This is a genomic window from Microvirga sp. P5_D2 (genome assembly GCF_054049475.1).
Map to the genome: position 1 here is coordinate 1 of NZ_JBFUMH010000103.1, position 19,179 is coordinate 19,179.

At 60.8% G+C, this 19,179-nt stretch carries 24 protein-coding genes and 3 pseudogenes; 17 read left to right on the forward strand and 10 right to left on the reverse strand.

Annotation, left to right across the window (positions count from 1 at the left end; all coding sequences use genetic code 11):
- Nucleotides 1-330: 330 nt before the first annotated feature.
- Nucleotides 331-590: pseudogene (locus tag ACXJKO_RS21075) on the forward strand (cation transporter dimerization domain-containing protein); the annotation flags it as partial.
- A gap of 33 nt (nucleotides 591-623) precedes the next feature.
- Here the strand turns inward: ACXJKO_RS21075 and ACXJKO_RS21080 are convergent.
- Nucleotides 624-1,196, reverse strand: coding sequence for an NADPH-dependent FMN reductase (locus ACXJKO_RS21080; protein ID WP_457093038.1), 573 nt, complete (start codon nucleotides 1,194-1,196; stop codon nucleotides 624-626).
- A 124-nt stretch (nucleotides 1,197-1,320) separates the two neighbouring features.
- Nucleotides 1,321-1,494 (reverse strand): hypothetical protein, encoded by a 174-nt coding sequence (locus ACXJKO_RS21085; protein WP_457093061.1) that lies wholly within the window; start codon nucleotides 1,492-1,494, stop codon nucleotides 1,321-1,323.
- 46 nt (nucleotides 1,495-1,540) lie between these two features.
- Here ACXJKO_RS21085 and ACXJKO_RS21090 point away from each other — a divergent pair.
- A pseudogene (locus ACXJKO_RS21090) lies at nucleotides 1,541-2,247 on the forward strand (IS6 family transposase).
- A 200-nt stretch (nucleotides 2,248-2,447) separates the two neighbouring features.
- Here ACXJKO_RS21090 and ACXJKO_RS21095 read toward each other — a convergent pair.
- The 3 genes from ACXJKO_RS21095 to ACXJKO_RS21105 form a co-directional block, all read right to left on the reverse strand.
- Nucleotides 2,448-2,642 carry a hypothetical protein gene (locus ACXJKO_RS21095; protein WP_457093039.1) on the reverse strand — a complete coding sequence of 65 codons (195 nt, stop codon included), beginning with the start codon at nucleotides 2,640-2,642 and terminating at the stop codon, nucleotides 2,448-2,450.
- A gap of 3 nt (nucleotides 2,643-2,645) precedes the next feature.
- Entirely contained in the window at nucleotides 2,646-3,065 is a 420-nt protein-coding gene (locus ACXJKO_RS21100; protein WP_457093040.1) for an acyl-CoA thioesterase, read from the reverse strand.
- A 62-nt stretch (nucleotides 3,066-3,127) separates the two neighbouring features.
- Nucleotides 3,128-3,280 (reverse strand): DUF1127 domain-containing protein, encoded by a 153-nt coding sequence (locus ACXJKO_RS21105; RefSeq protein ID WP_457093041.1) that lies wholly within the window; start codon nucleotides 3,278-3,280, stop codon nucleotides 3,128-3,130.
- 743 nt (nucleotides 3,281-4,023) lie between these two features.
- Between ACXJKO_RS21105 and ACXJKO_RS21110 the strand changes: the two genes are divergently transcribed.
- Together ACXJKO_RS21110 and ACXJKO_RS21115 are read left to right on the forward strand one after the other, a co-directional pair.
- On the forward strand, nucleotides 4,024-4,278 hold the full coding sequence (locus tag ACXJKO_RS21110; RefSeq protein ID WP_457093042.1) for a hypothetical protein: 255 nt from the start codon (nucleotides 4,024-4,026) through the stop codon (nucleotides 4,276-4,278).
- A 60-nt stretch (nucleotides 4,279-4,338) separates the two neighbouring features.
- Entirely contained in the window at nucleotides 4,339-5,229 is an 891-nt protein-coding gene (locus ACXJKO_RS21115) for a LysR family transcriptional regulator (RefSeq protein ID WP_457093043.1), read from the forward strand.
- Nucleotides 5,230-5,395: 166 nt separating this feature from the next.
- Here ACXJKO_RS21115 and ACXJKO_RS21120 read toward each other — a convergent pair whose 3' ends face one another.
- Entirely contained in the window at nucleotides 5,396-5,764 is a 369-nt protein-coding gene (locus ACXJKO_RS21120) for a phasin family protein (protein ID WP_457093044.1), read from the reverse strand.
- 423 nt (nucleotides 5,765-6,187) lie between these two features.
- On the opposite strand from ACXJKO_RS21120, the gene ACXJKO_RS21125 reads away from it, so the two are divergent.
- The 10 genes from ACXJKO_RS21125 (at nucleotide 6,188) to ACXJKO_RS21170 (ending at nucleotide 13,449) form a co-directional block, all read left to right on the forward strand.
- Entirely contained in the window at nucleotides 6,188-7,168 is a 981-nt protein-coding gene (locus ACXJKO_RS21125) for a phasin family protein (protein ID WP_457093045.1), read from the forward strand.
- A 157-nt stretch (nucleotides 7,169-7,325) separates the two neighbouring features.
- Entirely contained in the window at nucleotides 7,326-8,360 is a 1,035-nt protein-coding gene (locus tag ACXJKO_RS21130; RefSeq protein WP_457093046.1) for an extracellular catalytic domain type 1 short-chain-length polyhydroxyalkanoate depolymerase, read from the forward strand.
- A 230-nt stretch (nucleotides 8,361-8,590) separates the two neighbouring features.
- Nucleotides 8,591-8,806 carry a hypothetical protein gene (locus tag ACXJKO_RS21135; protein WP_457093047.1) on the forward strand — a complete coding sequence of 72 codons (216 nt, stop codon included), beginning with the start codon at nucleotides 8,591-8,593 and terminating at the stop codon, nucleotides 8,804-8,806.
- The gene (locus ACXJKO_RS21140; protein WP_457093048.1) at nucleotides 8,794-9,135 is read left to right on the forward strand and encodes a hypothetical protein; all 342 of its coding nucleotides are present in this window, start codon (nucleotides 8,794-8,796) and stop codon (nucleotides 9,133-9,135) included. Before ACXJKO_RS21135 ends, ACXJKO_RS21140 begins: the two co-directional genes overlap by 13 nt.
- Entirely contained in the window at nucleotides 9,119-9,376 is a 258-nt protein-coding gene (locus ACXJKO_RS21145) for a helix-turn-helix domain-containing protein (RefSeq protein ID WP_457093049.1), read from the forward strand. Before ACXJKO_RS21140 ends, ACXJKO_RS21145 begins: the two co-directional genes overlap by 17 nt.
- Before the next feature lie 91 nt (nucleotides 9,377-9,467).
- The gene (locus ACXJKO_RS21150) at nucleotides 9,468-9,686 is read left to right on the forward strand and encodes a dodecin (RefSeq protein WP_457093050.1); all 219 of its coding nucleotides are present in this window, start codon (nucleotides 9,468-9,470) and stop codon (nucleotides 9,684-9,686) included.
- A 517-nt stretch (nucleotides 9,687-10,203) separates the two neighbouring features.
- Nucleotides 10,204-11,796 (forward strand): isocitrate lyase, encoded by a 1,593-nt coding sequence (locus ACXJKO_RS21155; RefSeq protein WP_457093051.1) that lies wholly within the window; start codon nucleotides 10,204-10,206, stop codon nucleotides 11,794-11,796.
- Between the two features lie 151 nt (nucleotides 11,797-11,947).
- A complete protein-coding gene (locus ACXJKO_RS21160) occupies nucleotides 11,948-12,199 on the forward strand; it encodes an SMc00767 family acetate metabolism repressor (RefSeq protein ID WP_457093052.1) in 252 nt (83 codons plus the stop codon).
- A gap of 173 nt (nucleotides 12,200-12,372) precedes the next feature.
- Complete coding sequence (locus tag ACXJKO_RS21165) at nucleotides 12,373-12,717, forward strand: hypothetical protein (RefSeq protein ID WP_457093053.1); 345 nt, start codon at nucleotides 12,373-12,375, stop codon at nucleotides 12,715-12,717.
- Between the two features lie 519 nt (nucleotides 12,718-13,236).
- Nucleotides 13,237-13,449: a hypothetical protein gene (locus ACXJKO_RS21170; RefSeq protein ID WP_457093054.1), complete on the forward strand. Its 213-nt coding sequence runs from the start codon at nucleotides 13,237-13,239 to the stop codon at nucleotides 13,447-13,449.
- A 131-nt stretch (nucleotides 13,450-13,580) separates the two neighbouring features.
- Here ACXJKO_RS21170 and ACXJKO_RS21175 read toward each other — a convergent pair whose 3' ends face one another.
- Nucleotides 13,581-13,805, reverse strand: a complete 225-nt coding sequence (locus ACXJKO_RS21175) for a DUF6894 family protein (protein ID WP_457093055.1) — start codon at nucleotides 13,803-13,805, stop codon at nucleotides 13,581-13,583.
- A 1,778-nt stretch (nucleotides 13,806-15,583) separates the two neighbouring features.
- Here ACXJKO_RS21175 and ACXJKO_RS21180 point away from each other — a divergent pair.
- Both ACXJKO_RS21180 and ACXJKO_RS21185 read left to right on the forward strand, forming a co-directional pair.
- Nucleotides 15,584-16,285, forward strand: a complete 702-nt coding sequence (locus ACXJKO_RS21180; RefSeq protein WP_457093056.1) for a hypothetical protein — start codon at nucleotides 15,584-15,586, stop codon at nucleotides 16,283-16,285.
- A 153-nt stretch (nucleotides 16,286-16,438) separates the two neighbouring features.
- Nucleotides 16,439-16,672, forward strand: a complete 234-nt coding sequence (locus ACXJKO_RS21185; protein WP_457093057.1) for a hypothetical protein — start codon at nucleotides 16,439-16,441, stop codon at nucleotides 16,670-16,672.
- Between the two features lie 91 nt (nucleotides 16,673-16,763).
- Here ACXJKO_RS21185 and ACXJKO_RS21190 read toward each other — a convergent pair whose 3' ends face one another.
- The 3 genes from ACXJKO_RS21190 to ACXJKO_RS21200 form a co-directional block, all read right to left on the reverse strand.
- Nucleotides 16,764-17,255 (reverse strand): flavodoxin family protein, encoded by a 492-nt coding sequence (locus ACXJKO_RS21190; RefSeq protein WP_457093058.1) that lies wholly within the window; start codon nucleotides 17,253-17,255, stop codon nucleotides 16,764-16,766.
- 331 nt (nucleotides 17,256-17,586) lie between these two features.
- On the reverse strand, nucleotides 17,587-17,904 hold the full coding sequence (locus tag ACXJKO_RS21195) for a hypothetical protein (RefSeq protein WP_457093059.1): 318 nt from the start codon (nucleotides 17,902-17,904) through the stop codon (nucleotides 17,587-17,589).
- Nucleotides 17,905-18,172: 268 nt separating this feature from the next.
- The gene (locus tag ACXJKO_RS21200; RefSeq protein WP_457093060.1) at nucleotides 18,173-18,346 is read right to left on the reverse strand and encodes a hypothetical protein; all 174 of its coding nucleotides are present in this window, start codon (nucleotides 18,344-18,346) and stop codon (nucleotides 18,173-18,175) included.
- A gap of 499 nt (nucleotides 18,347-18,845) precedes the next feature.
- Between ACXJKO_RS21200 and ACXJKO_RS21205 the strand changes: the two are divergent.
- Nucleotides 18,846-19,179 (forward strand): annotated as a pseudogene (locus ACXJKO_RS21205) (hypothetical protein); the annotation flags it as partial.

A 19,179-nucleotide genomic window follows, 5' to 3' on the forward strand; every position in this document is an offset into this window, starting at 1 on the left:
GGTTACCTATGCGCCGACGGGTGTCGTCTGCATCATGAGCGTTCCGCTGGATGCTGCCGATGGCGGGGCAGGAGCGGATCTTTCCTGACACCGATCGCCAGGGGGCCTCTCGCCTTCCGAAACGTGCCCTTGTCTGTCATTCGGCTTTGAACCCAGACCCTGTCGCTTGCCAAATATAAGCCTCTCGGTGGCTTGAGTTCTTTCTCAGAGCGCGAGGGTTACGAGCGGCGCCGACTGTTACCCTTCTGTCATAGCGGTTTGTTTCGCATGTTCAGCCGGTTGCACCTGTTCTGATGGGGGTCAACGTTTCGGTCCCGATTTACAGAGAACACTCTGAGCCGCATCCGCGGGTGATCTCGTCCAATGCCGAGGGCGCGCTGGAGGCACATGACCTCCGCACCCGCCAGGCGGGGAAGATGACCTTCGCCGACTTCCATCCGGTCGTGCCCGGCGACATGGCGGTCTCATCCGCTCACGACATCTGCGACCGCGTCGAACGGGCCCTGCGCGACAAGGTCGACGACGCCTTGATCACCATCCATGTCGAGCCCGAGCAGAAGGCCAAGCACGCTGGGATTGTCGTGCTTTAAGGTCCCGCCTTGAGGTGTCCTGCTCGGAAGCGCTCAGGCGTCGCGCGGCAGGGCGGTGTAGACCCGCACGATGAACTGGTGGAACTCTGCCATGTAGTCTCTCAGGAACTCGGCGGTGGACTCGTTGGTGACCTCGCCCTCATCGGTGATCAGCCCGGGCTTGAACTGGATGTAGGCCTCCGGCGCGTTCATCTGCGGCGAGTTGCAGAAGCTGAGCACGCTGCGCAACTGCTGCTGCGCGACCGCTGTGCCGATGGCGCCGGGCGAGGTGCCGATCACCGCCGAGGGCTTGCGCGTGAACGAGTTCTGTCCGTAGGGGCGGCTCGCCCAGTCGATGGCGTTCTTCAGCCCGCCCGGGATCGAGCGGTTGTACTCAGGCGTGACGAACAGCACTGCGTCGACAGCGGCGATGGCGTCCTTGAACGCGCGGGCCGGCGGCGGGTAATCGGCGTCATAATCGTAGCTGTAGAGCGGCAGGTCCCGGATCGGGATCTCGGTGAACGAGAGGTGCTCGGGGGCGACGCGGGTCAGCGCCTTGGCAAGCTTGCGGTTGATCGACTCCTTGGCGAGGCTGCCGATGAGATAGCCAACTTTGAAGGTGGTCATGGGACCCTCCTGGGTTCACTCGGGGCGGAAGGAATCCGCCCGATGTGGTGTGGGTCCTCAAGACAACTCCTCCGGGCCTGAGGTGGTTGTCAACCGGCTCTAGGCTGGACCCGTTTTGGAGGTGTCAGGCCGCCTTCTTCTCCGGATCGGCCAGGAGTTGGGCAAAGCCCAGCGCTGGGCCGAGCGGCACGATGCCGGTCGGATTGAGCGCCTTGATGGAGTAGTAGCCGCGCTTGATGTGGTCGACGTTGACGGTCCCCGCCACGCCAGGGATCGCCAGCATGCGTTCGAGAGGCATCGTCAGGTTAACGGAAGGGTGACGGGATGCTGGCATAGGCGAGGGCATGAAACCGACCCGCCATTCTCGCTATGCTCGTCACCGCTTTCCGGCTGAGGTGATCAGCCATGCCGTGTGACTGTACTTCCGGTTCCCACTCAGCCTGCGCATGATTGAGGAGATGCTCGCAGCAAGAGGCGTTGAGGTCAGCCACGAGTCGGTCGCCAATGGGCTCTGAAGTTTGGCCATGCCTTTGCCAATCAGTTCCGCCGTCTTCCTGCGCCGGGTGACAAATGGCATCTCGACGAGGTCGTGATCAGCATCGCAGGCCGGAAGCATTGGCTCTGGCGCGCCGTCGATCAGCATGGGGTCGTGCTCGACATCCTGGTTCAGAGCCGTCGCAATGCCAAAGCGGCCAAGCGCTTGCTGCGGAAATTGCTCAAGAAGCAGGGCATTGCCCCTCGCGTGATGATCACGGACAAGTTGGCCAGCTATGCCGCTGCAAAGCGAGGAGCCATGCCCGGTGTTGAGCATCGGCAGCATAAAGGCTTGAACAATCGCGCTGAGAATTCTCATCAGCCGACCCGCCGACGCGAGCGGATCATGAAACGGTTCAAGTCAGCCGGACAGGCCCAGCGCTTTCTCTCAACTCATGATCAGGTTGCAAATCTCTTTTGACGCCCCGCCGATACCAACGCCTCTGATCATCGCCGTGCCCGTGCCTGGGCCTTCGCGACTTGGGGCGAGGTAACTGGCCATGCTGTGAGCTTCTGACCGGCTGATCCTATAGGATCTCGACCCAACCCGGACCTGCGCTGGCGCCGTTGGCCACAACAAGGCTCTCGATGCGAACTTTGTGACGATCTGGATGGGTGCTGGCGGCGCCGCGATCTGATCTGCCCGCGAAAGAAAGCCTGCTGGCTTGCGCGAGCGGGCTTTCGTTGGGACTGGTGTCGGGATCCGGTTGTGACGAACTATTCCCACCGGACCCAACGGACGCGACGCTTCCAATGGCTCTCGATCAGTCTGACCTTGGCGTCAACTAAGTCGGCCAGAACGCTCTCGGGCGCGAGAGACCGCAGATCCTTTGACTCCTGTTTGATCTCCGCCAGGGTTGCTCCATCAATCAGCTTCCTCTCGTCCGTCAGCAGGGCTTTGCGAAGACGCATGGCTCAATCCTCTGGGCTCGCTCCTCTCAAAGGACAAGGGCGGCCGTTCTCGCTCACGGCCACAAAGATAAACTCCGCCTCGGTCACTTTGAGACGGTCTCCTCGGCCCTGCCGCAGCACCCACACCTCGACGTTGAGGGTGATGGATGTCCGTCCGATCCGGATCGGATCGGTATAGCAACAGACTGCATCACCCGCTTGGACAGGTTGGAGGAATGCGATGTTGGACACCGCAACCGTGACGACCGAATCCTGCGCGTGGGAGGCTGCCGTCATCGAGGCGGCTGCATCCATCAGAGCCATGATCCAGCCGCCAAAGATGTCGCCGCGGGGATTGGTGTTAGCCGGCATTGCGAGGGTTCGGGACGCCAAGGCTCCCCGCGGCTCGTCGACGATATCTCGCTTCTGAACTGCGTAGTTCATACTGGATCCTCCAGGTGTGGTTCGCCTCAATGGCTGGGAACACTAACAATGGCGGGGGGACGCTATCGGGCTGCCTGACGCGCGATGTGTCTGATGGCAGCGCGGCCGATGCCTAAGTCCGACAATTCCCGTTCGCTGAGGCTTTCAAGCTCTCGGATGGTCTCGTGGTACGTGAGCCATCTTTGAACCTTTGTGAGAACAAGCGACATCAACATGGGCAGGATACCTCTGTGAGTGTACGAATGGGGCTCAGGGCCGACAGCCTCTAGTCCCTGACGTGTGGGTAGCGCCGCATCGTTTCCGCTTGCATCGCCCGGGCCTCGGTCCAGACGCTGGTGGCCATGCGGAGCAAGGTGAGGACGATCATGGCAAGTCTCTGAGCGCGGCTTCGATCGAGCACCTGTTGCAGACCCGCGCCGGCTCGTCGGTGATCAACTGCCGATGGGGACGAAGCGGATACCCTCGTGGTCTGGCTCGCATGAATGGTGGGCGGGAGCACAGTGGATCGATGCTCTGCAGAAAGACATTGGGTCTGAAGCCTTGGTGAGACGAGCCTGGGGTGCAAGTCGGCCCTGAGAAACACGTGCGCAAACGTTTGAACTGGCATGGGCCATCTCCTGTGTTGTCAAACACTGATGATCCCGAGCGCTTCCGTAAGTGTTCTTGTGAGGAGCATGCGCGTGTTTGCTGCATCGCGACATGCAGGTCAGAGCATACGACCTATGCGCAGTCGACACGGAACTTCGCTGCGTTGCAAATCAAAGAGGCTGTTCTTCTGCGACTGGCAGAGTGGGGGACGCCATGCCCTGCGGCAATCTGGATCTTGCTTATTGTGCAGCGCAGCATGAAACTGTGCGTTGCAGCATCAGCTGTCTCTGATGCTGCTGCCCCGCTGGGGCGGTTCCTCCTTCACTTGGCCGCTCCTTGGAGCGGCCCCTTTTTGTCAAGGCAGGTGTCCATGATCCTTCTTCTGAACCTTGCTGCGGACATGACACTGCTGGCACTGGAAAGCCAAACCATCATCGGGATCAGGCTGGCTCGTCTCTCCCTCGGCGGACCTGCCGCCATGGTGGAGGCCGAGCGGATGGTGTCCGAGAAGGTCCTTGCGCTTGGCGAAGCCGCGACGACGTTGGTCACCGGTGGGTCAGCGCATGATGTCGTGCGGGGATACCGCCGGCACGTGCAGGCGAACGCCCAACGTCTCACAGGCTGACGTCAACGGGAACGTCGCTTCTCCCGTCCCCGGGTTCAGCTTTCATTGCGAGGGACTGCCTTGGATTGGGACAAGATCAAACTGTTCTATGAGGTAGCGGAAGCCGGGAGCTTTACCCGGGCTGGTGAAAAGCTCGACCTGAACCAGTCCTCTCTCAGCCGCAGCATCAGTGCCCTGGAGCGGGATCTGAACGTTCCGCTCTTCCATCGTCACGCCCGTGGTCTCATCTTGACCGAGCATGGTGATGCGCTGTTCCGAGCCGCGCTCGACATGCGCCGGTCTTTGGAGGTGACGCGTCAGCGTTTTGCCGAAACCAGTGAGCGGCCCGTCGGAGATCTCAAGGTCACGGCCACCGTCGGGATTGGTGGCATCTGGCTCACCAACCGCATCGCGGAATTCCTCGATCTCTACCCGGAGGTCAACGTGCAGCTGATCCTGACCAACGACGATCTCGACCTTGCCATGCGCGAGGCCGATCTCGCGATCCGGCTGCGGCGTCCGGTACAGCCGGACTTGATCCAGCGGCGCCTGTTCACCATCCACTACCATGCCTATGCCTCGCACGCGTATCTCGAGCGCTTCGGCGAGCCCAAGGGCGTGGAGGATCTCGATCAACACCGCATTGTTTGCCTGGGCGGCCACCAGCCCGCCTTCATCCTCGACCTGCACCGGCTGCCAAACCTCGGGCGCGACCCCAAGTCCCCACGCCCGAGTCGGTTTGTGGTCAATGACAGCCTGGCTCTCCGGCATGCGATCGAGGCGGGCGCCGGGATCGGCATGGCGCCGGATTATGCCATGAGCGACAACCCAAAGGTGAGACGGGTTCTGGAGGAGGTCGAAATGCCAGCACTCGACAGCTACCTGGTGTATCCGGAAGAAATGCGCTCAGTCGCGCGGGTTCAGGTGTTTCGCGATTTTCTCGTCACGAAGGCGCAGCGCTGGGCCTACTAAAGATCGGCCCGATCACGGGGCCGATCTCAGACAACACGGCATGAGCCGTTTTGGAACGAGACCGATCCGGAGGCAGGATCACTTCGGTCACTCTGGATGCCGGCCCTACAGACAAAAACACCCGACCTCTGGGCCGGGCATTTTGAACACGTCGATGAGGGACACCTTACTTGGTGCGAGGTGCAGCCTTCGCCGGGACGATCCTGGCCGCTACCGCAGAGCGAAGGGCGTTGAAGGGGGCAAAGCTGTCCTGGGCCAGCTTGGTGTAGAGCTCACGGCTCTTCGTGGCATGTGCGACGAAGCCCTCGTAGGCGCTCTTGAGATAGTCGCTCTGGATCTGGATGGCCTGGTCAAGCGACTTAACGCCGGCCAGCTTCTCGAACGTAGCGCCATTCTGGTCAAAGGACTTCTTGGCGTAGTCGGACATCTCGACCATGATGGCCTTCGTGCCGGTGGAGGTGACATCAAACGCCTTCACTGTGGCCTCAAAACTGTCTTTGCCGAATTTCTGAACGGCTTCGAACTGCTGGTTCATTACGAATCTCCGAAAGGTGAGGGCGTCTGGCGCCTCTCAGATGTTGAGCCGTATCATATTCCGGCATGTTCTTATTGTGCATTGCACAATAAATGTCAAGGATTTTTGTGCGCTGCACAATGCTAACAGCTTGTTTGTATGAACCCCCGTCGAGCCAAGATGCCGCAGCCTGCTATGGGATCAAAGCCTGCTGTTGCCAAGTTATGCTGCGGTGCAGTATGGATCCTTGTGCCCTACGGCCAAGGCTGATCTCTGCAGCCCCCACTGCTGGCCTCCGGCACCCGTTCCGTGCGTCAGTTCATCCAGTTCAGCGTACCGATCCGCCGTTTTTACCCAACGGAGAGGTTCCGGCCTTGTGATCAGCGCAGAAAGTCGCCGCGCCGCTGATGGTCCGGATCGCTCCCTCCACATTTGCGAGGAATGATGACCCCCAACCGAACTATCGGCCAAACCCCGCCTGATCGAGCCAATGAACTCGTAGCCCAGCTTCTCGACACCTCCCATGAGGCCGTCGAGCTCCGCGAACAGCTGCTTGCAGCGTTAAGCCAGGAGCTGGAGCTTCTGGCCAACCTGCAGGAGCAGCACCTCTTCCCGGTGCTGGAGAACCACCCGGAGACCGCCGATCTCGTGCGCGGGGCGCGCGATGACCATCAGCAGACCAGGGCTCTCCTGAATGAACTCGCGGCCATGCAGAAGGACAGCGATGCGTTCCTGGCCAAGGTGTTGGAGCTGCGGAAGGTGTTTCAGCAGCACATCCGCAACGACAAGAACGAGCTGCTGCCGGTGGTGCTGAAGGTCTTGAGCGAGGAGGAGGTCGAGGCCGTCGTCGAGAAGGTTGAGGAGGAGGTCGCGGAAACCAGGCAGGCCGCCGCTGAACCACGGCGAACCCGGCGGAGCCGCAAGTCGGCCGATGCTGGGGCGGACGCAGGCGGGACCTTGTTGGCTGCCGTCGAGGCTGACTCGGAGAGTGTCAGGGTCCTTGAGCAGTCGACGCAGGACGCGGTTCAGGACAGTGCCCAGGCGGCGTCCGAGTTGGGTGGCCGCTCATTGGAAAACTTCAGCCGTCAGGGCCGGGAGGTCCGAACCCCGGTCGATCAGATGCCGGAATACCTTCAAGCCGTCGCCCGCTCCAATCGGATCTTGGCCGGTGGGGCCGGGACCATCACGCTGGAGTGGTTCGGGCTCCGGCAGGAGCGCCTACTGAAGAACGTGGAGGGCATGACCGATCTTCTGAGCTGCCGGACGATTCCGGACTTCGTCAACCTCCAGAGTGCTCTGGTCCGGGGCAATGTTGAGCGCATGCTCAAGAACAGCCAGCGCCTGGCGCAGCTCACGGCCCAAGTGGCCCAGGAGGCCACCCGGACCCTCACGGCGCAACCCAAGCACGACCGGCGCGGGCTCTAAGGGTCTGTCTGACGACGCTCCCGGCTCGCGAGCCGGGAGCCCCACATCGGGGATCCGACAACACTGCAGGACTGTCCTTGGCATCCGATATTCCATCGATTGCGTGTGTTGCTTGGCGTGAGACGCTCTTGTCTCCAAACCTTTCCAGCGGGGGCGCATGCGACTGAAGCTTCCGATTGCCCACCTTCTGAAAGCCCAGCGCCGCTGGAAGAAGACCCTCGTCAGGGCCACGGCGACTTCGCGCAGGCTCATCACCAAGCCGCGCAAGACCCGACCCAAGAAGAGCAAGCTGACCGAGGTCAGCGCCTTTGGGTCCAACCCCGGCAATCTCCGGATGCTGGCCTACGTGCCCCCGCAATTGCCCAACCCCGCGCCCCTGGTTGTGGTGCTGCACGGCTGCTTGCAGACTGCCCACGGGTACGACGAGGGCAGCGGCTGGTCGATGCTGGCGAGACGGCACGGCTTTGCGCTCGTCTATGCCGAACAGTCCCAGGCCAACAACCCGAACCGCTGTTTCAACTGGTTTCAGCCTCACGATGCCCGGCGGGGCTCAGGCGAGGCCTTGTCGATCCGCCAGATGATCACCCGCATGCGGCGGACCTACAGCATTGACCCAGCCCGAATCTTCATCACAGGTCTCTCAGCCGGCGGCGCCATGGCGTCAGTGATGCTGGCCACCTACCCGGAGGTCTTTGCCGGCGGCGGGATTATCGCCGGACTTCCCTATGGCGCCGCCTCCGGTCTGCGCCAGGTTATGTCCGCCATGAAGCGACCGCAACCGCGGAGCGCCCAGCACTGGGGCGACCTCGTCCGCTCCGCGTCGCCCTATACGGGCCCGCGGCCGAGGGTATCGATCTGGCATGGCACAGAGGACCGGACGGTTGCAGCCGCCAATGCAGCTGCGTTGCTTAGCCAGTGGACTGATGTGCACGGTGTCAGCGAGGAGGAGTTTACTCAGACGTCAGTGGCGGGCCACCGCCGACGGGCCTGGTCGAACCGAAAGGGCGACACGATCCTTGAGCTGTACCTGATCGATGGCATGGGCCACGGCACGCCCGTGCGCCGGACGAAAGCTCAGGCCGCAGCCGGCGGAGCCGGGCCGTTCATGCTGGATGTGGGCATCCCATCCTCGCTGCATCTGGCGAAAGCGTGGGGCCTTGTTGGACAGAAGAGAGCCACGCGCGGGATCTGAGCGTCGGCCCAACCCATACCGGATTTACCATGCTAGCGGCCATCAAAAACCATCTTAGCGACTGGTCTCAATCATAGAAGGGCAGGGCGTGCTCGTGGCGATGATCTATGCCAGAGGGGCAGCACTGTCTGTCAATGCAGCCATTGCTAATCCAATAGGCACCAAGCGTTGGCTAGCCCAGATGAATATTCGGGCTTCTCTTCGGGCCTGCTGCCGGTCTAGCTTGAAGTATGAAACCGCATGACTACGCCCTCGCTCCAGTTCTGAAGGTCAATCACCGCGCCAATCGGCTGCTGGCAGCCCTGGAGCCGGAGGATTTCGCGGCACTCGAACCGTACCTGCATGGGGTTTCCTTGCAGCAGGATCAGGTGCTGTATGAGGCCGGCGATCCCCTGCGCCACGCCTATTTCCCCATCACATGGTGGTGTCGCTGGTGGCCGTGCTGAAGGACGGCCGCTCGGCCGAGATGGTGGTCTATGGCAGGGAAGGCGCCCTGGGCCTGGTGAGTGCCGTGACAGCCGTCCAATCCTTCGGGCGCTACATCGTGCAGGCCAACGGCACCGCCTCGCGGATCGAGCTGGAGCGCCTGCACGAGGTGATCGGCCAGCGCCCGAAGGTGCGCCAGCTGGTGCTGCGCTTCGCCGAGGCCATGATGGCCCGGGTTCTGCAGAACGTGGCCTGCAATGCGGTCCACGGCGTCGAAGCCCGCGCCTGTCGCTGGATCCTCAGCATGCACGACCGGCTCGACCGGGATACCCGTGCCGCTCACCCATGAGTTCCTGGCTGACATGCTGGGCGTGCAGCGCTCTACCGTCAGCAGCATCACCCGATCATTTCAGGAGGTAGGCTTCATCAGACAGGGCAGGGGTGTGATCACGGTGGCGAACCGCGCCGGGCTGGAAGGCGCCTCCTGCGAGTGCTACGGCACAGTACGCCGCAGCTTCGAGCGGCTGCTTCCTCACACCTATGGGAACACCTCGACCACTGATCTACGTCAGCAGCGGCGATGTTCCTGATCCTTGTTTCACACGACTGCTGAGCGCGACGGCCTCGCAGGTGAGATCGTGCGCCCTACCTGTGTTTTCGGATCGAAGCCGGGAGGGTAGAATGTCCGATCACGTCTACAAAGTCGTTGAACTGGTGGGCTCGTCGACGAGCAGCATCGAGGACGCAATCCAATCGGCAATCAAGCGTGCCGATCAGACCCTGCGAAACCTGCGCTGGTTCGAGGTGGGGCAAACCCGTGGGCACGTAGAAAACGGCGAGGTCCAGCATTACCAGGTGCTGCTCAAGGCTGGCTTTACCTTGGAAGGCGAGTATCCGTAAGACGAGGCCATAGCTCCTCAGGCGTGTCAGGAATCCAGGGGCGGGATGACTCTGACCCTTCAGCGGGAACTCAACATTCGGCTCGGCAGGATCGACAGGCAATGTCTGTGATGTCGTTGTAGGTGACATCAACATGGGTTGGCTTTATCTATGGAGTGTGGACTGGGTGCAGGCTGGACCTCACAAAGTACCCAGTTGTGAAGACAGTGACAGCCGTTTTGTCACGATCTGGGAGAGGCTGCGCCCGCACTGCCCCGTCACGGCAACTTCACCTTTAGGAAATGTTATCTTCGATAAAGATCAACGAATTAGAGAGCACAGGAGCGCTACGAGGGTAGTCTGCCAGGGATATCAATGGCTTGGCCTTTTGAGGACGAAGATCAGAACTTGTCAATAATTTACAGCTTTACTCTTGCTGTCTTGTAAAGCTTCACACCTGAACCTTAACTCGTCTTCCCGGCTCCGAACGCACCAGGTACTTCCTCGTTCAACCTTCACAAAAACGAGGAACACGATCGTGACGTACCAAGATCAGATCACGCAGTCTCAGATGCTCATCGAGGGCCAGAGCACCTGGAACGGCATCGACCCTGAGGCGGTCGCCCGCATGCGGCTGCAGAATCGGTTCAAGACTGGATTGGACATCGCACACTACACCGCAACGATCATGCGCGAGGACATGGCGGCCTACGATGCCGACCCGTCGCTCTACACCCAGTCGCTTGGCTGCTGGCACGGCTTCATCGGTCAGCAGAAGATGATCTCGATCAAGAAGCACTTCGGCTCCACGGAGCGCCGCTATCTCTATCTCTCGGGCTGGATGGTCGCGGCCCTGCGCTCCGAGTTCGGGCCGCTGCCCGATCAGTCCATGCATGAGAAGACCAGCGTTCCTGCACTGATCGACGAGCTCTACACCTTCCTGCGCCAGGCCGACGCCCGTGAGCTTGGGCTGCTGTTCCGCGATCTCGATGCTGCGCGCAAGAGCGGCAACCCGATCAAGGAACGTGAGATCGTCAATGCCATCGACAGCTACCAGACCCACATCGTCCCGATCATCGCCGACATCGATGCCGGCTTCGGCAATGCCGAGGCGACGTACCTTCTCGCCAAGAAGATGATCGAGGCCGGTGCCTGCTGCCTCCAGATCGAGAACCAGGTCTCGGACGAGAAGCAGTGCGGGCATCAGGACGGCAAGGTCACCGTKCCRCACGAGGACTTCCTCGCSAAGATTCGSGCCWTCCGCYACGCCTTCCTCGAGCTCGGCGTCGATGACGGCCTGATCGTCGCCCGCACCGACTCGCTCGGCGCGGGCCTGACCAAGCAAATCGCCTTCAGCCGCGAGCCGGGCGACATTGGCGATCTCTACAACGCCTTCCTCGACTGCGAGGAGATCACGCCCGAGAACTGCACCAATGGCGACGTGGTGATCAGCCGCAACGGCAAGCTCCTGCGCCCGAAGCGGCTGCCGAGCAACCTGTTCCAGTTCCGCCCCGGCACGGGCGAAGATCGATGCGTGCTCGACTGCATCACGGCGCTGCAGAACGGCGCGGACCTTTTGTGGATCGAGACCGAGAAGCCGCATGTGGAGCAGATCGCTGGCATGGTCGACCGCATCCGCGAGGTTATTCCGAACGCGAAGCTCGTCTACAACAACTCGCCGTCCTTCAACTGGACCCTCAATTTCCGCCAGCAGGTCTACGATGCATGGGAGAAGGCCGGCAAGGACGTGTCGCAATACGACCGCGCCAAGCTGATGAGCGTGGACTACGACGACAGCGAACTCGCTAGGGAAGCCGACGAGCGCATCCGCACCTTCCAGGCGGACGGAGCCAAGCGCGCCGGCATCTTCCATCATCTCATCACCCTGCCGACCTATCACACGGCGGCGCTCTCCACCGACAACTTGGCCAAGGAATATTTCGGCAGCGAAGGCATGCTGGGCTATGTGCGCAACGTGCAGCGCCAGGAGATCCGCCAGGGCATCGCCTGCGTGAAGCATCAGAACATGGCCGGCTCTGACATCGGTGATGACCACAAGGAGTACTTTGCGGGCGAAGCCGCCCTGAAGGCAGGCGGCGCGCACAACACCATGAACCAGTTTGCGGCTTAAAAGATCAGCGGCCGGGGCGGTTGTCCGAGCGAACGCTAGTCGATTGCACCTTACACCCGCGGTTGACCGAAGCCTAACGACACAGAGGCCGCAAACGTCCCGGTAGAGGGAATGCTGCGGTCAGCCTTTGACTTTAACAGGAGTGAAGCACATGACGATCTCTGAAAAGCCACAACTGAAGAGCCGCTTTGAAGACGCTGCAAGCTCGATGTCTCCCGATCAAGAGGGCGCCATCCGGATCCTTGCCAATGAGCTCCATCGGGTGAATGAGGCGGTGATGAACTGCGTCAACCATGGCTTGTCGATAGAGCTGCAAAGGGTCAAACGCTGCCATTCTGAGCGAGGATACTGGGGCGATATGATCGTGCCGGTCATCGTCAAGCAAAGTGACGAGCGGAGCTAAGCGCCCGCATTCATCCACAGAGCGGGCAGGGATCTACGTCAACCCGATCCGCATTATGGTGGCGCCGCGCTATCGGTCGATTGGAGTGTCGCGTCGTCGACTGGCCCTGGCCACTCAGCTATATTAGCTTAGTGGTAGAGGGCCGCAGCTCCGTGGTACAGCGGGAGGCGATCATGTATTTGGTCATCCGCAAGTTCAACCACATCAGTTCGATGGCTGAGGCGGCTCGGCGAGCCGAGAGTGGTCTTGGCCAATTGCTCAAGCAATCTCCTGGCTTCCAAGGCTACTACGTATTCGATGCTGGCGGTGGGGTCGGTGGATCTGTGAGCCTATTCGAGAGCAAAGAGGCGGCTCTGGCAGCCAACGAAAAGGCGCTCGCCTGGATCAGGGGTAGTCTCGTCGATGTCATCAATGGCGAACCTGAAATCACTATGGGCGAGGTGCTCGCGGTCGTCACGACTAGAATGCTGCCATCGGGAGATCCATTGATCCCCATGTTAGGTGCCAGGAGCCTCTGAACTTCGTTTGCAGCTCGGCAGTCCGGATAACCGCGCGACAGGGGCGATCTCGGAGTAGGCTGCTTACATGTAGGTCTTCCGTCTTCAACCCAGCAGCGTAGCAGGCGCGGATCAATGCTTGCGGGCCTGAACCAGGTAAGGCGGGGACCGTCGTCTCTCCCAGAGCCTTGCAGGCCTCCAGCCGATGCAGCCCCTCAACCAGAACAAAGCGGCTGCCATCGGGCCGCACGAGAATGGGCGTTTCCTGCACTTTCGCCAGCATGCTCTCGGCTAGGGTTTCAACCTTCTTGGTATCGAGAGTTTGGCGCCGCTTCACAGGCACATAGACATCCTGAATTGCGAGCATCTGCCGCTTCAAAACCATCCCGGCCACTCCCTTGTAGGTCCTTTTGATGAAGCTTATGCGGAGTGAGGAGGCTTGCATAGGAACATGCCCCGTCATGAGGCGTTCACCGATAGACCCAGCTTAGCAATTTGGTGGGACGTAGGCATTGGGACCCCTCAACCGAAGACATCACCATGAGCAAATTCGCAGCATTGATGGGCTTCCTCTTCCTGACCGTTTCGTCTGCCTGGGCCCAGACTCCTCCGCCCGCCGCACCCGGCGCTTCTCTGGCCGGCGACGCCACAGCGACTGGAGGCGGAATTGCGGATTACTGGTGGATTATCCTGCTGGTCATTATTGTTGTGGCAGCCATCTGGTACTTCTCGCGCCGGCGCAGAAGCCTGTAAGCGAGTTGATCCCACAGGAACGGACGCTTGGCGTCAGACGTTGATCAGCCGACATGTTGATGGTCATGACCGTCTTCAAGACAGAGCCCGGCTCCGTGTCGGGTGCTTTTCCCATATACTGAGTGCCGCACCTATGCGCTCCAGGGATGCGGTCCCTGAGAACGTGGGACGTGCCAGTCGATCTCAATCGACGCTTTGACGGTGCAAACCCGCTGGCCACGCTCATCCCGAACTTCGATGACAATGCGTCTGGTGTCGCCCTTGGCGAGCCGGCCTATTCCAATCTCAGCCGAGCGGGCCGCCGCTTGCACGGCAGAGTCCAAGCTGTCGAACTCGGCGCCTTCGTCATCGTGCACGCCCTGTGCACCATCATGAATATCGAACTAGTAGCGGGCCATGGCTGTCTCCTCTTGGCCGGCAACAGTGCGTCAGACATCGGCTAATTGTCGGACCGTGCCCTGGCTGAAGGTGCTGTCTGAAACCCTCAGCCAGGGCATCGGTGGAGAGGAGGCCCTCCAACAACTCCAAAGCCATTGACCAACGGCGTCGGAGTCTCTGTTCGGGCGGATACGCAACGCGCCCGGTGCATCCATCCTGTCCTGTTCAGAGTAAACAATCCGTAGACGGCGAAATGCACCGGGTGCGACTAATACATCTCAACGGCATCCTGGGCCATTTGACCTTCATCAAGGTTTAGGGGGCGCACGTGGTTTAACGGGTGTCACACTGTGAAATTAGTACGATCCGAGTGGCCGATGGCCATGTCGATTGAGAGACAGCTCAAGGCGAGCTCCGACGAATAGTTGCTGCCAAAGATCAGTCATAGCGGCTTCATGAGGCTGTCATTGAGCTGCTTTAGGTGAGCCCTATGGCCGCTTGGCCTGAGGGACAAGGACGGGCACGGATGCACTGCCGTCCTTGTCCCTCACCCAATCTCATCCGTTGCAGCGGCACTCAGCTCAGGTTTCAACGGCCCTGGCGTGTTACTGTGTGATGTCGTGCCTGGCGTGCCAACGTTGGACAACTCACGGTCAGACAGAACATTCAATTGCTACGCCGTCTCACGAGCACGCAGCCAGCGGCGCAGGCCGGAAAGAGCAGCCGATAAAAACATGACGCAACCTCAATAATGAGCCAGCCCACGCGCGAAGGCGCCGCGCACGGGCAGCGAGAAAAGGGCCACCTGTTGCGGTGGCCGAGTTTAGGGAGGGAACCCGTCACCGGGCGGGTGTGGCGGAGGAGGGGTCATCTACAGCGCACCCGGCTTGCGACAAACCTGAAAGTGGTCGCCCCTGCCATGCACAATGAGCATGGAACGGATGGGGAGCGTTCAACGCTCGTCTACGGCTGCCGAGCGGCTCAGACAGGGACCTTGGTGACAATCCATGCCGCCGCCTCAGAACTGAAGCCATTTCGGTCAACTCCTCGTCGAGATCCTCAACTACATCAGGATCAAGGATGTAAGCAGACTGATGCGACGGAGGATCAAGCTCACTTCGTTCGGCTTTCGGCTCTTGGCGCTGTCAGCCACTGGAAGGCATGCAGAACCATGCTCGTGTCGGGCAAGGTTGTTTCTGATGCCGATGAGACGGCCCCCCGATGACCAGCCGCTGCAAGGCCAACCGCGTGTCCTGCCGGCTACAGACATCAGCGTGAAAATCAGACAGGTGAGCTTCTGCCAAACGGCGCGATTACTCGTCTCTCTAACACTTTTACAGAACCAACCGATTTCTGAAGGTATCCACCATACTCCAGACAGAAGTTGCGGCGCCTGATTTTGCTCCTGTGCCGGCACCCACATTCAAGTCGGCCACCATCCGATTTGTTGTCTCGCTTGTTGTCCTAATTGGCATCAGCTTCCTGCTGGCTGGCCTCTGAGAGGACATCATCCGAACCTGTGCACTTTTCGCTACATCCACAGCCTTGCTGATCAGGCATTCTGATGTGGTCCATGATGGAGCGGCTGGGGGCTGGTCCTCCCTGAAACTCAAGCGCCTCTGCGATGCGGGGCGCTTCTCTTTGTCGAGAGGGTGGACAGCTATCTGAAGCGCCTTTTGCTTTTTTCTCTCAAGGTTGTGCCCTAGGTTAAGGGCAGGCGGGCATCCGTCACCAGTCCATGAGAGAGGCCCGCCGCGTGTCCCTACAGCGCCTGTTCATCATCGCCCCGTCTCTGGCGCGCCTGATCCGGAAGGACAGGGGAGGCGAGCGCGTGCAGGAGGGTTACTTCCCCGACCAGCCGCAGCACCGCACGTATGTTCAAATTGAGGAAGCCCGCAGCAGCCTGATCCTTGAGGCGGGGGCTGATGGGGCGTCCGAGGAGTGGGCAGACCTGCCCCCGGCTCATGCGCAGGCCCTGCTGGCGGTCAGCCAAGGCCAAGTGGGGTACCTGCGCACCATCCTCTCGATTGGCTCACACGAGATCCAAGTTCTTCATTTCATCAGGCCCGCTCCCCTCGATCTGGTGGCAGTGGCCGTTCCATCAGAGGACGAACAGAACTTCCGTCCATTGCCATGGTTCGGCCCGGAGGTCAGCGCCGAGCCTGCCTATCGGCGCCGACGCCTGGCTCTCGAGGGCGCTCCAGAGGCCCCCGAGGTGGATGTCACGAATGCGGCTCTCAACAACCTGCTCGATCTTCTCGAGGACCGGTCCTCCACTTGGTCACAGTCGCTGGAGGCCATGATATCCGACGTGCCAGCGGCTGATGCGTCTCTACCCGTGGCGGCTCCTGTGTCGGAGCCAGAGACCGAGGCGCAGGAGGAAATCGATGAACTCGGCATCGAGGATGACGTCATTCGCGAGCTGGCGCGGTCACTGCAACCGCGGCGCGGCAGATAATCGTGACACGTCCGTTAGGGCCAGCGGGCACCGCCTCCTTCCTGTCAGGGCCGCTCGTGCGCACCCTGCACCCTGTTCGACAGCTCCCAGAAGCCTTGCTAAGGGGTGCCGTACGCAGGCCGGATCCGACCCGCTGCCAGAGAGGGAAATGAGATGTCCGATTGTTTGCACTGTGACATCAACCAACTCGTGCAGGAGCGCTTTAAGCGCGACGACACCGACCTCGTCGAGATGGCATCCATGATCGTCGAGAGCCTCGCCGACCTGATCCTGCTCGCGCCTGAGAGCGACCGGTCCAATCTGATGGCGCACGCGCTTTCCGCCTTTGGGCAAATCGTCCTGGAAAAGAGCGGCGCGCTCGACAGTAGCTCCAACGCCACGCACTAGGGATCAGCCTACTGCCTACTCGCCCATTCGACTTGGCCCGGCTCCCCGCAACACGGAACGTTGGCTCCGATTGGCCCCTGCTCGGAGGCCGTTAGAACATCCCGATGCTCATCCCTGCCGCAAGAGCAGCCCCAAGCTCTTCGCAGCGCTTCAGATCGTCTGGGCTGATGACCTTAGGGGCAAGGATTGCTTCCGGCGTCTGGGCATGGGTGCAGACGATCAGCGGTTCTGCCACGGCTTTGAGCCGCCATCCGGTCGCGATGCGCTCCACCTGGCGGGCCGCATTGTGACCGTCACTGCCGGCGCAGATCAGCATCGCGTAGGGACGTCCGCTGATGTGATCAAGGGCTGGATAGTAGGTGCGGTCGAAGAAGTCCTTCATCAGGCCGGCCATGGCCGCCAAATTTTCGGGAGTGCTGAAGATATAGCCGTCCGCTTCGAGGAGATCGGTCGCTTGCGCAACCGGCGCCGGAAGCAGACTCACGCGCACGGTGGACTCTAAAGCTGCCCCACGGGCAGCGGCCTCGACCATCTGACGGGTACCTCCGGTCCCCGAATGATACACGATCAGAAGCGTTTTCATCGTGCCTGGGTCCAACGCGTTATCCATCGGCTGAGATCTTGACCCTGATCACAGGTGACGGCAACGGGATGGCTACCGACAGCCGTCTCTAATCCCAGTGCAGGGGTCTTTCAAATTCAACCACGCGGCGCTGCCGGTCGAATAGCGTGCCATCGAAGCGCCCTAGTCGAGAGACGTCATTCGAACCTTCAACCAGGGCGCGTGTGATGCCGGTTGCCACATCGCTTTTCCAACATGGGATTGGCGCGGTAAAGATCGCAATCCCACTGGCACACCTGCGCAAATGCCTTTCAGCACTTGACGCAACAGTGTGTGGCGCCGTTTGTCGGCGCTAGAGCTTGGCTGCGATCTCGGGCCGGTTCTCGGCCAACCATTGTTTGGCATCAACCGAGTCAACGACGCAGTCGAGTGCCGCCCAGGTGGGGTCCTCCAACGACTCCTCTCTGAGCCGGGTGGCCGCATACTCGACCAGTTTGTGCAGCCCCTCGTAGCCAGGGCGCGTCTCAAGGGCGTCAGCAACCCAGACGCTGGACCAGCCCTGCGCCGCCAGGTGCTGGATGCTCTGTGGATCGGCCTCACAAAACCATGGCGTCGCATCGAACTCAAGGGCGTGCGCATTATCGGCCGTATGACATGCAGCTCGGATCATCACCTGCCTCCCAGATCAGTTTTGTAAGCTCTACTCTATCAGACGCCAAGTCTATCAGACGCCAAGATCGCCAGGGATCGCCGTTTCACTGGATCTGGCTGCTCTGCGCTCCAGCACCGAGACCGGGAAAAGCCCGAAGCTCATCGAGAAACCGTACTGATAATCCGAGCAGCAGACTCTGAGCTGAATCCTACTTCCATCAGCTCCTCCTCAAGGTCATCAATGGTGACAGGATCAAGGGTCATCGAGCCAGCCTCCTCTGACCCGATTAGAGACGCCGCTCGTCCTGCTCCAGAGCGCTCGCACCATCACCGATGGGCACTGTCGTCACGCGAACGACCGGCTCCCCATCCTCGGTCTCGTCATCGTCGCTGTCATAGACTTTGATCACGGCCGGACGTCCCTCGACCTTCTCGTCAAGGGAGATGCTGCACCCGCCCATGTTCTCTTCCAGATCGGCCCTATTCGATAGTTCCACTGCGCTACGGTAGCTCGACCTGTTCATGACAAGACAACAAAGGCGGGGCAGGGGGGAGCTTGCCCTGCAGTTGGAATCCCATTGCTTATCGCTTTCGCGTCAAGTGGTGCGGCCTTTCACATGAGGCTACTCTGCCCGCTGAGCCGATGCGATCAAGGCGGCCTGCGTCGAAGTTGAGAAGGTGCAGACGGTCAAGGGATTCCAAAGAACGATCGGTGATCCGTGAGCAACTCCTGCGCTCGAGCCCCTGGCAGTATCAGGTGCTCGTGACCCTCTGCGGCCCGAACGCTGTGGCCTCTGCCGCCGATAGACCGCCAGCCTGCCGGTACAGGCAAACCCTGTCCCATCAACGGGTCTGACTTGTCTTCATCCCCTGATCTCACCAATTCGTGCGAACTTGTGAGTTTCCCGAGCTCAGTGGTGGGTGCATGAATCATATTTTCGATCCGGTCGGGAGGGAATGATGCACCTTGGAAAGCCGTTCCGGTCCTTAGCGCTTGCCAGTCTTGCCACCGTTGGCCTGGCCCAGACACCTTGCCTTGGCCAAACCGTCCGCGCCGTACCGGGAGCCCGCGTCGAGGTGTTCGCCCGTGTGCCGGCCGCCCGCGCCATGGTCGTCTGTGGCGATACTCTCTATATCGGCACCAAAGGCAACGCGGTCTATGGCGTCCCCCTCGCAGGGGGACCGGCCGTACGGGCGGCTTCCGGGCTCGTCGCGCCCAACGGTGTCGCCTGTCTGGGGACCAAGCTCTACGTCGCATCGCGCGACCGGGTCTCGACTTTTACGCCCGTGCCCG

Excerpts from the sequence above, each read along its gene's own strand:
- ACXJKO_RS21080 (WP_457093038.1), bottom strand. The coding sequence starts at position 1,196 with ATGACCACCTTCAAAGTTGGCTATCTCATCGGCAGCCTCGCCAAGGAG.
- ACXJKO_RS21085 (WP_457093061.1), bottom strand. The coding sequence starts at position 1,494 with ATGCCTCTCGAACGCATGCTGGCGATCCCTGGCGTGGCGGGGACCGTC.
- ACXJKO_RS21095 (WP_457093039.1), bottom strand. The coding sequence starts at position 2,642 with ATGCGTCTTCGCAAAGCCCTGCTGACGGACGAGAGGAAGCTGATTGAT.
- ACXJKO_RS21100 (WP_457093040.1), bottom strand. The coding sequence starts at position 3,065 with ATGAACTACGCAGTTCAGAAGCGAGATATCGTCGACGAGCCGCGGGGA.
- ACXJKO_RS21105 (WP_457093041.1), bottom strand. The coding sequence starts at position 3,280 with ATGTTGATGTCGCTTGTTCTCACAAAGGTTCAAAGATGGCTCACGTAC.
- ACXJKO_RS21110 (WP_457093042.1), top strand. The coding sequence starts at position 4,024 with ATGATCCTTCTTCTGAACCTTGCTGCGGACATGACACTGCTGGCACTG.
- ACXJKO_RS21120 (WP_457093044.1), bottom strand. The coding sequence starts at position 5,764 with ATGAACCAGCAGTTCGAAGCCGTTCAGAAATTCGGCAAAGACAGTTTT.
- ACXJKO_RS21125 (WP_457093045.1), top strand. The coding sequence starts at position 6,188 with ATGACCCCCAACCGAACTATCGGCCAAACCCCGCCTGATCGAGCCAAT.
- ACXJKO_RS21130 (WP_457093046.1), top strand. The coding sequence starts at position 7,326 with ATGCGACTGAAGCTTCCGATTGCCCACCTTCTGAAAGCCCAGCGCCGC.
- ACXJKO_RS21135 (WP_457093047.1), top strand. The coding sequence starts at position 8,591 with ATGAAACCGCATGACTACGCCCTCGCTCCAGTTCTGAAGGTCAATCAC.
- ACXJKO_RS21150 (WP_457093050.1), top strand. The coding sequence starts at position 9,468 with ATGTCCGATCACGTCTACAAAGTCGTTGAACTGGTGGGCTCGTCGACG.
- ACXJKO_RS21160 (WP_457093052.1), top strand. The coding sequence starts at position 11,948 with ATGACGATCTCTGAAAAGCCACAACTGAAGAGCCGCTTTGAAGACGCT.
- ACXJKO_RS21165 (WP_457093053.1), top strand. The coding sequence starts at position 12,373 with ATGTATTTGGTCATCCGCAAGTTCAACCACATCAGTTCGATGGCTGAG.
- ACXJKO_RS21170 (WP_457093054.1), top strand. The coding sequence starts at position 13,237 with ATGAGCAAATTCGCAGCATTGATGGGCTTCCTCTTCCTGACCGTTTCG.
- ACXJKO_RS21185 (WP_457093057.1), top strand. The coding sequence starts at position 16,439 with ATGTCCGATTGTTTGCACTGTGACATCAACCAACTCGTGCAGGAGCGC.
- ACXJKO_RS21190 (WP_457093058.1), bottom strand. The coding sequence starts at position 17,255 with ATGAAAACGCTTCTGATCGTGTATCATTCGGGGACCGGAGGTACCCGT.
- ACXJKO_RS21195 (WP_457093059.1), bottom strand. The coding sequence starts at position 17,904 with ATGATCCGAGCTGCATGTCATACGGCCGATAATGCGCACGCCCTTGAG.
- ACXJKO_RS21200 (WP_457093060.1), bottom strand. The coding sequence starts at position 18,346 with ATGGGCGGGTGCAGCATCTCCCTTGACGAGAAGGTCGAGGGACGTCCG.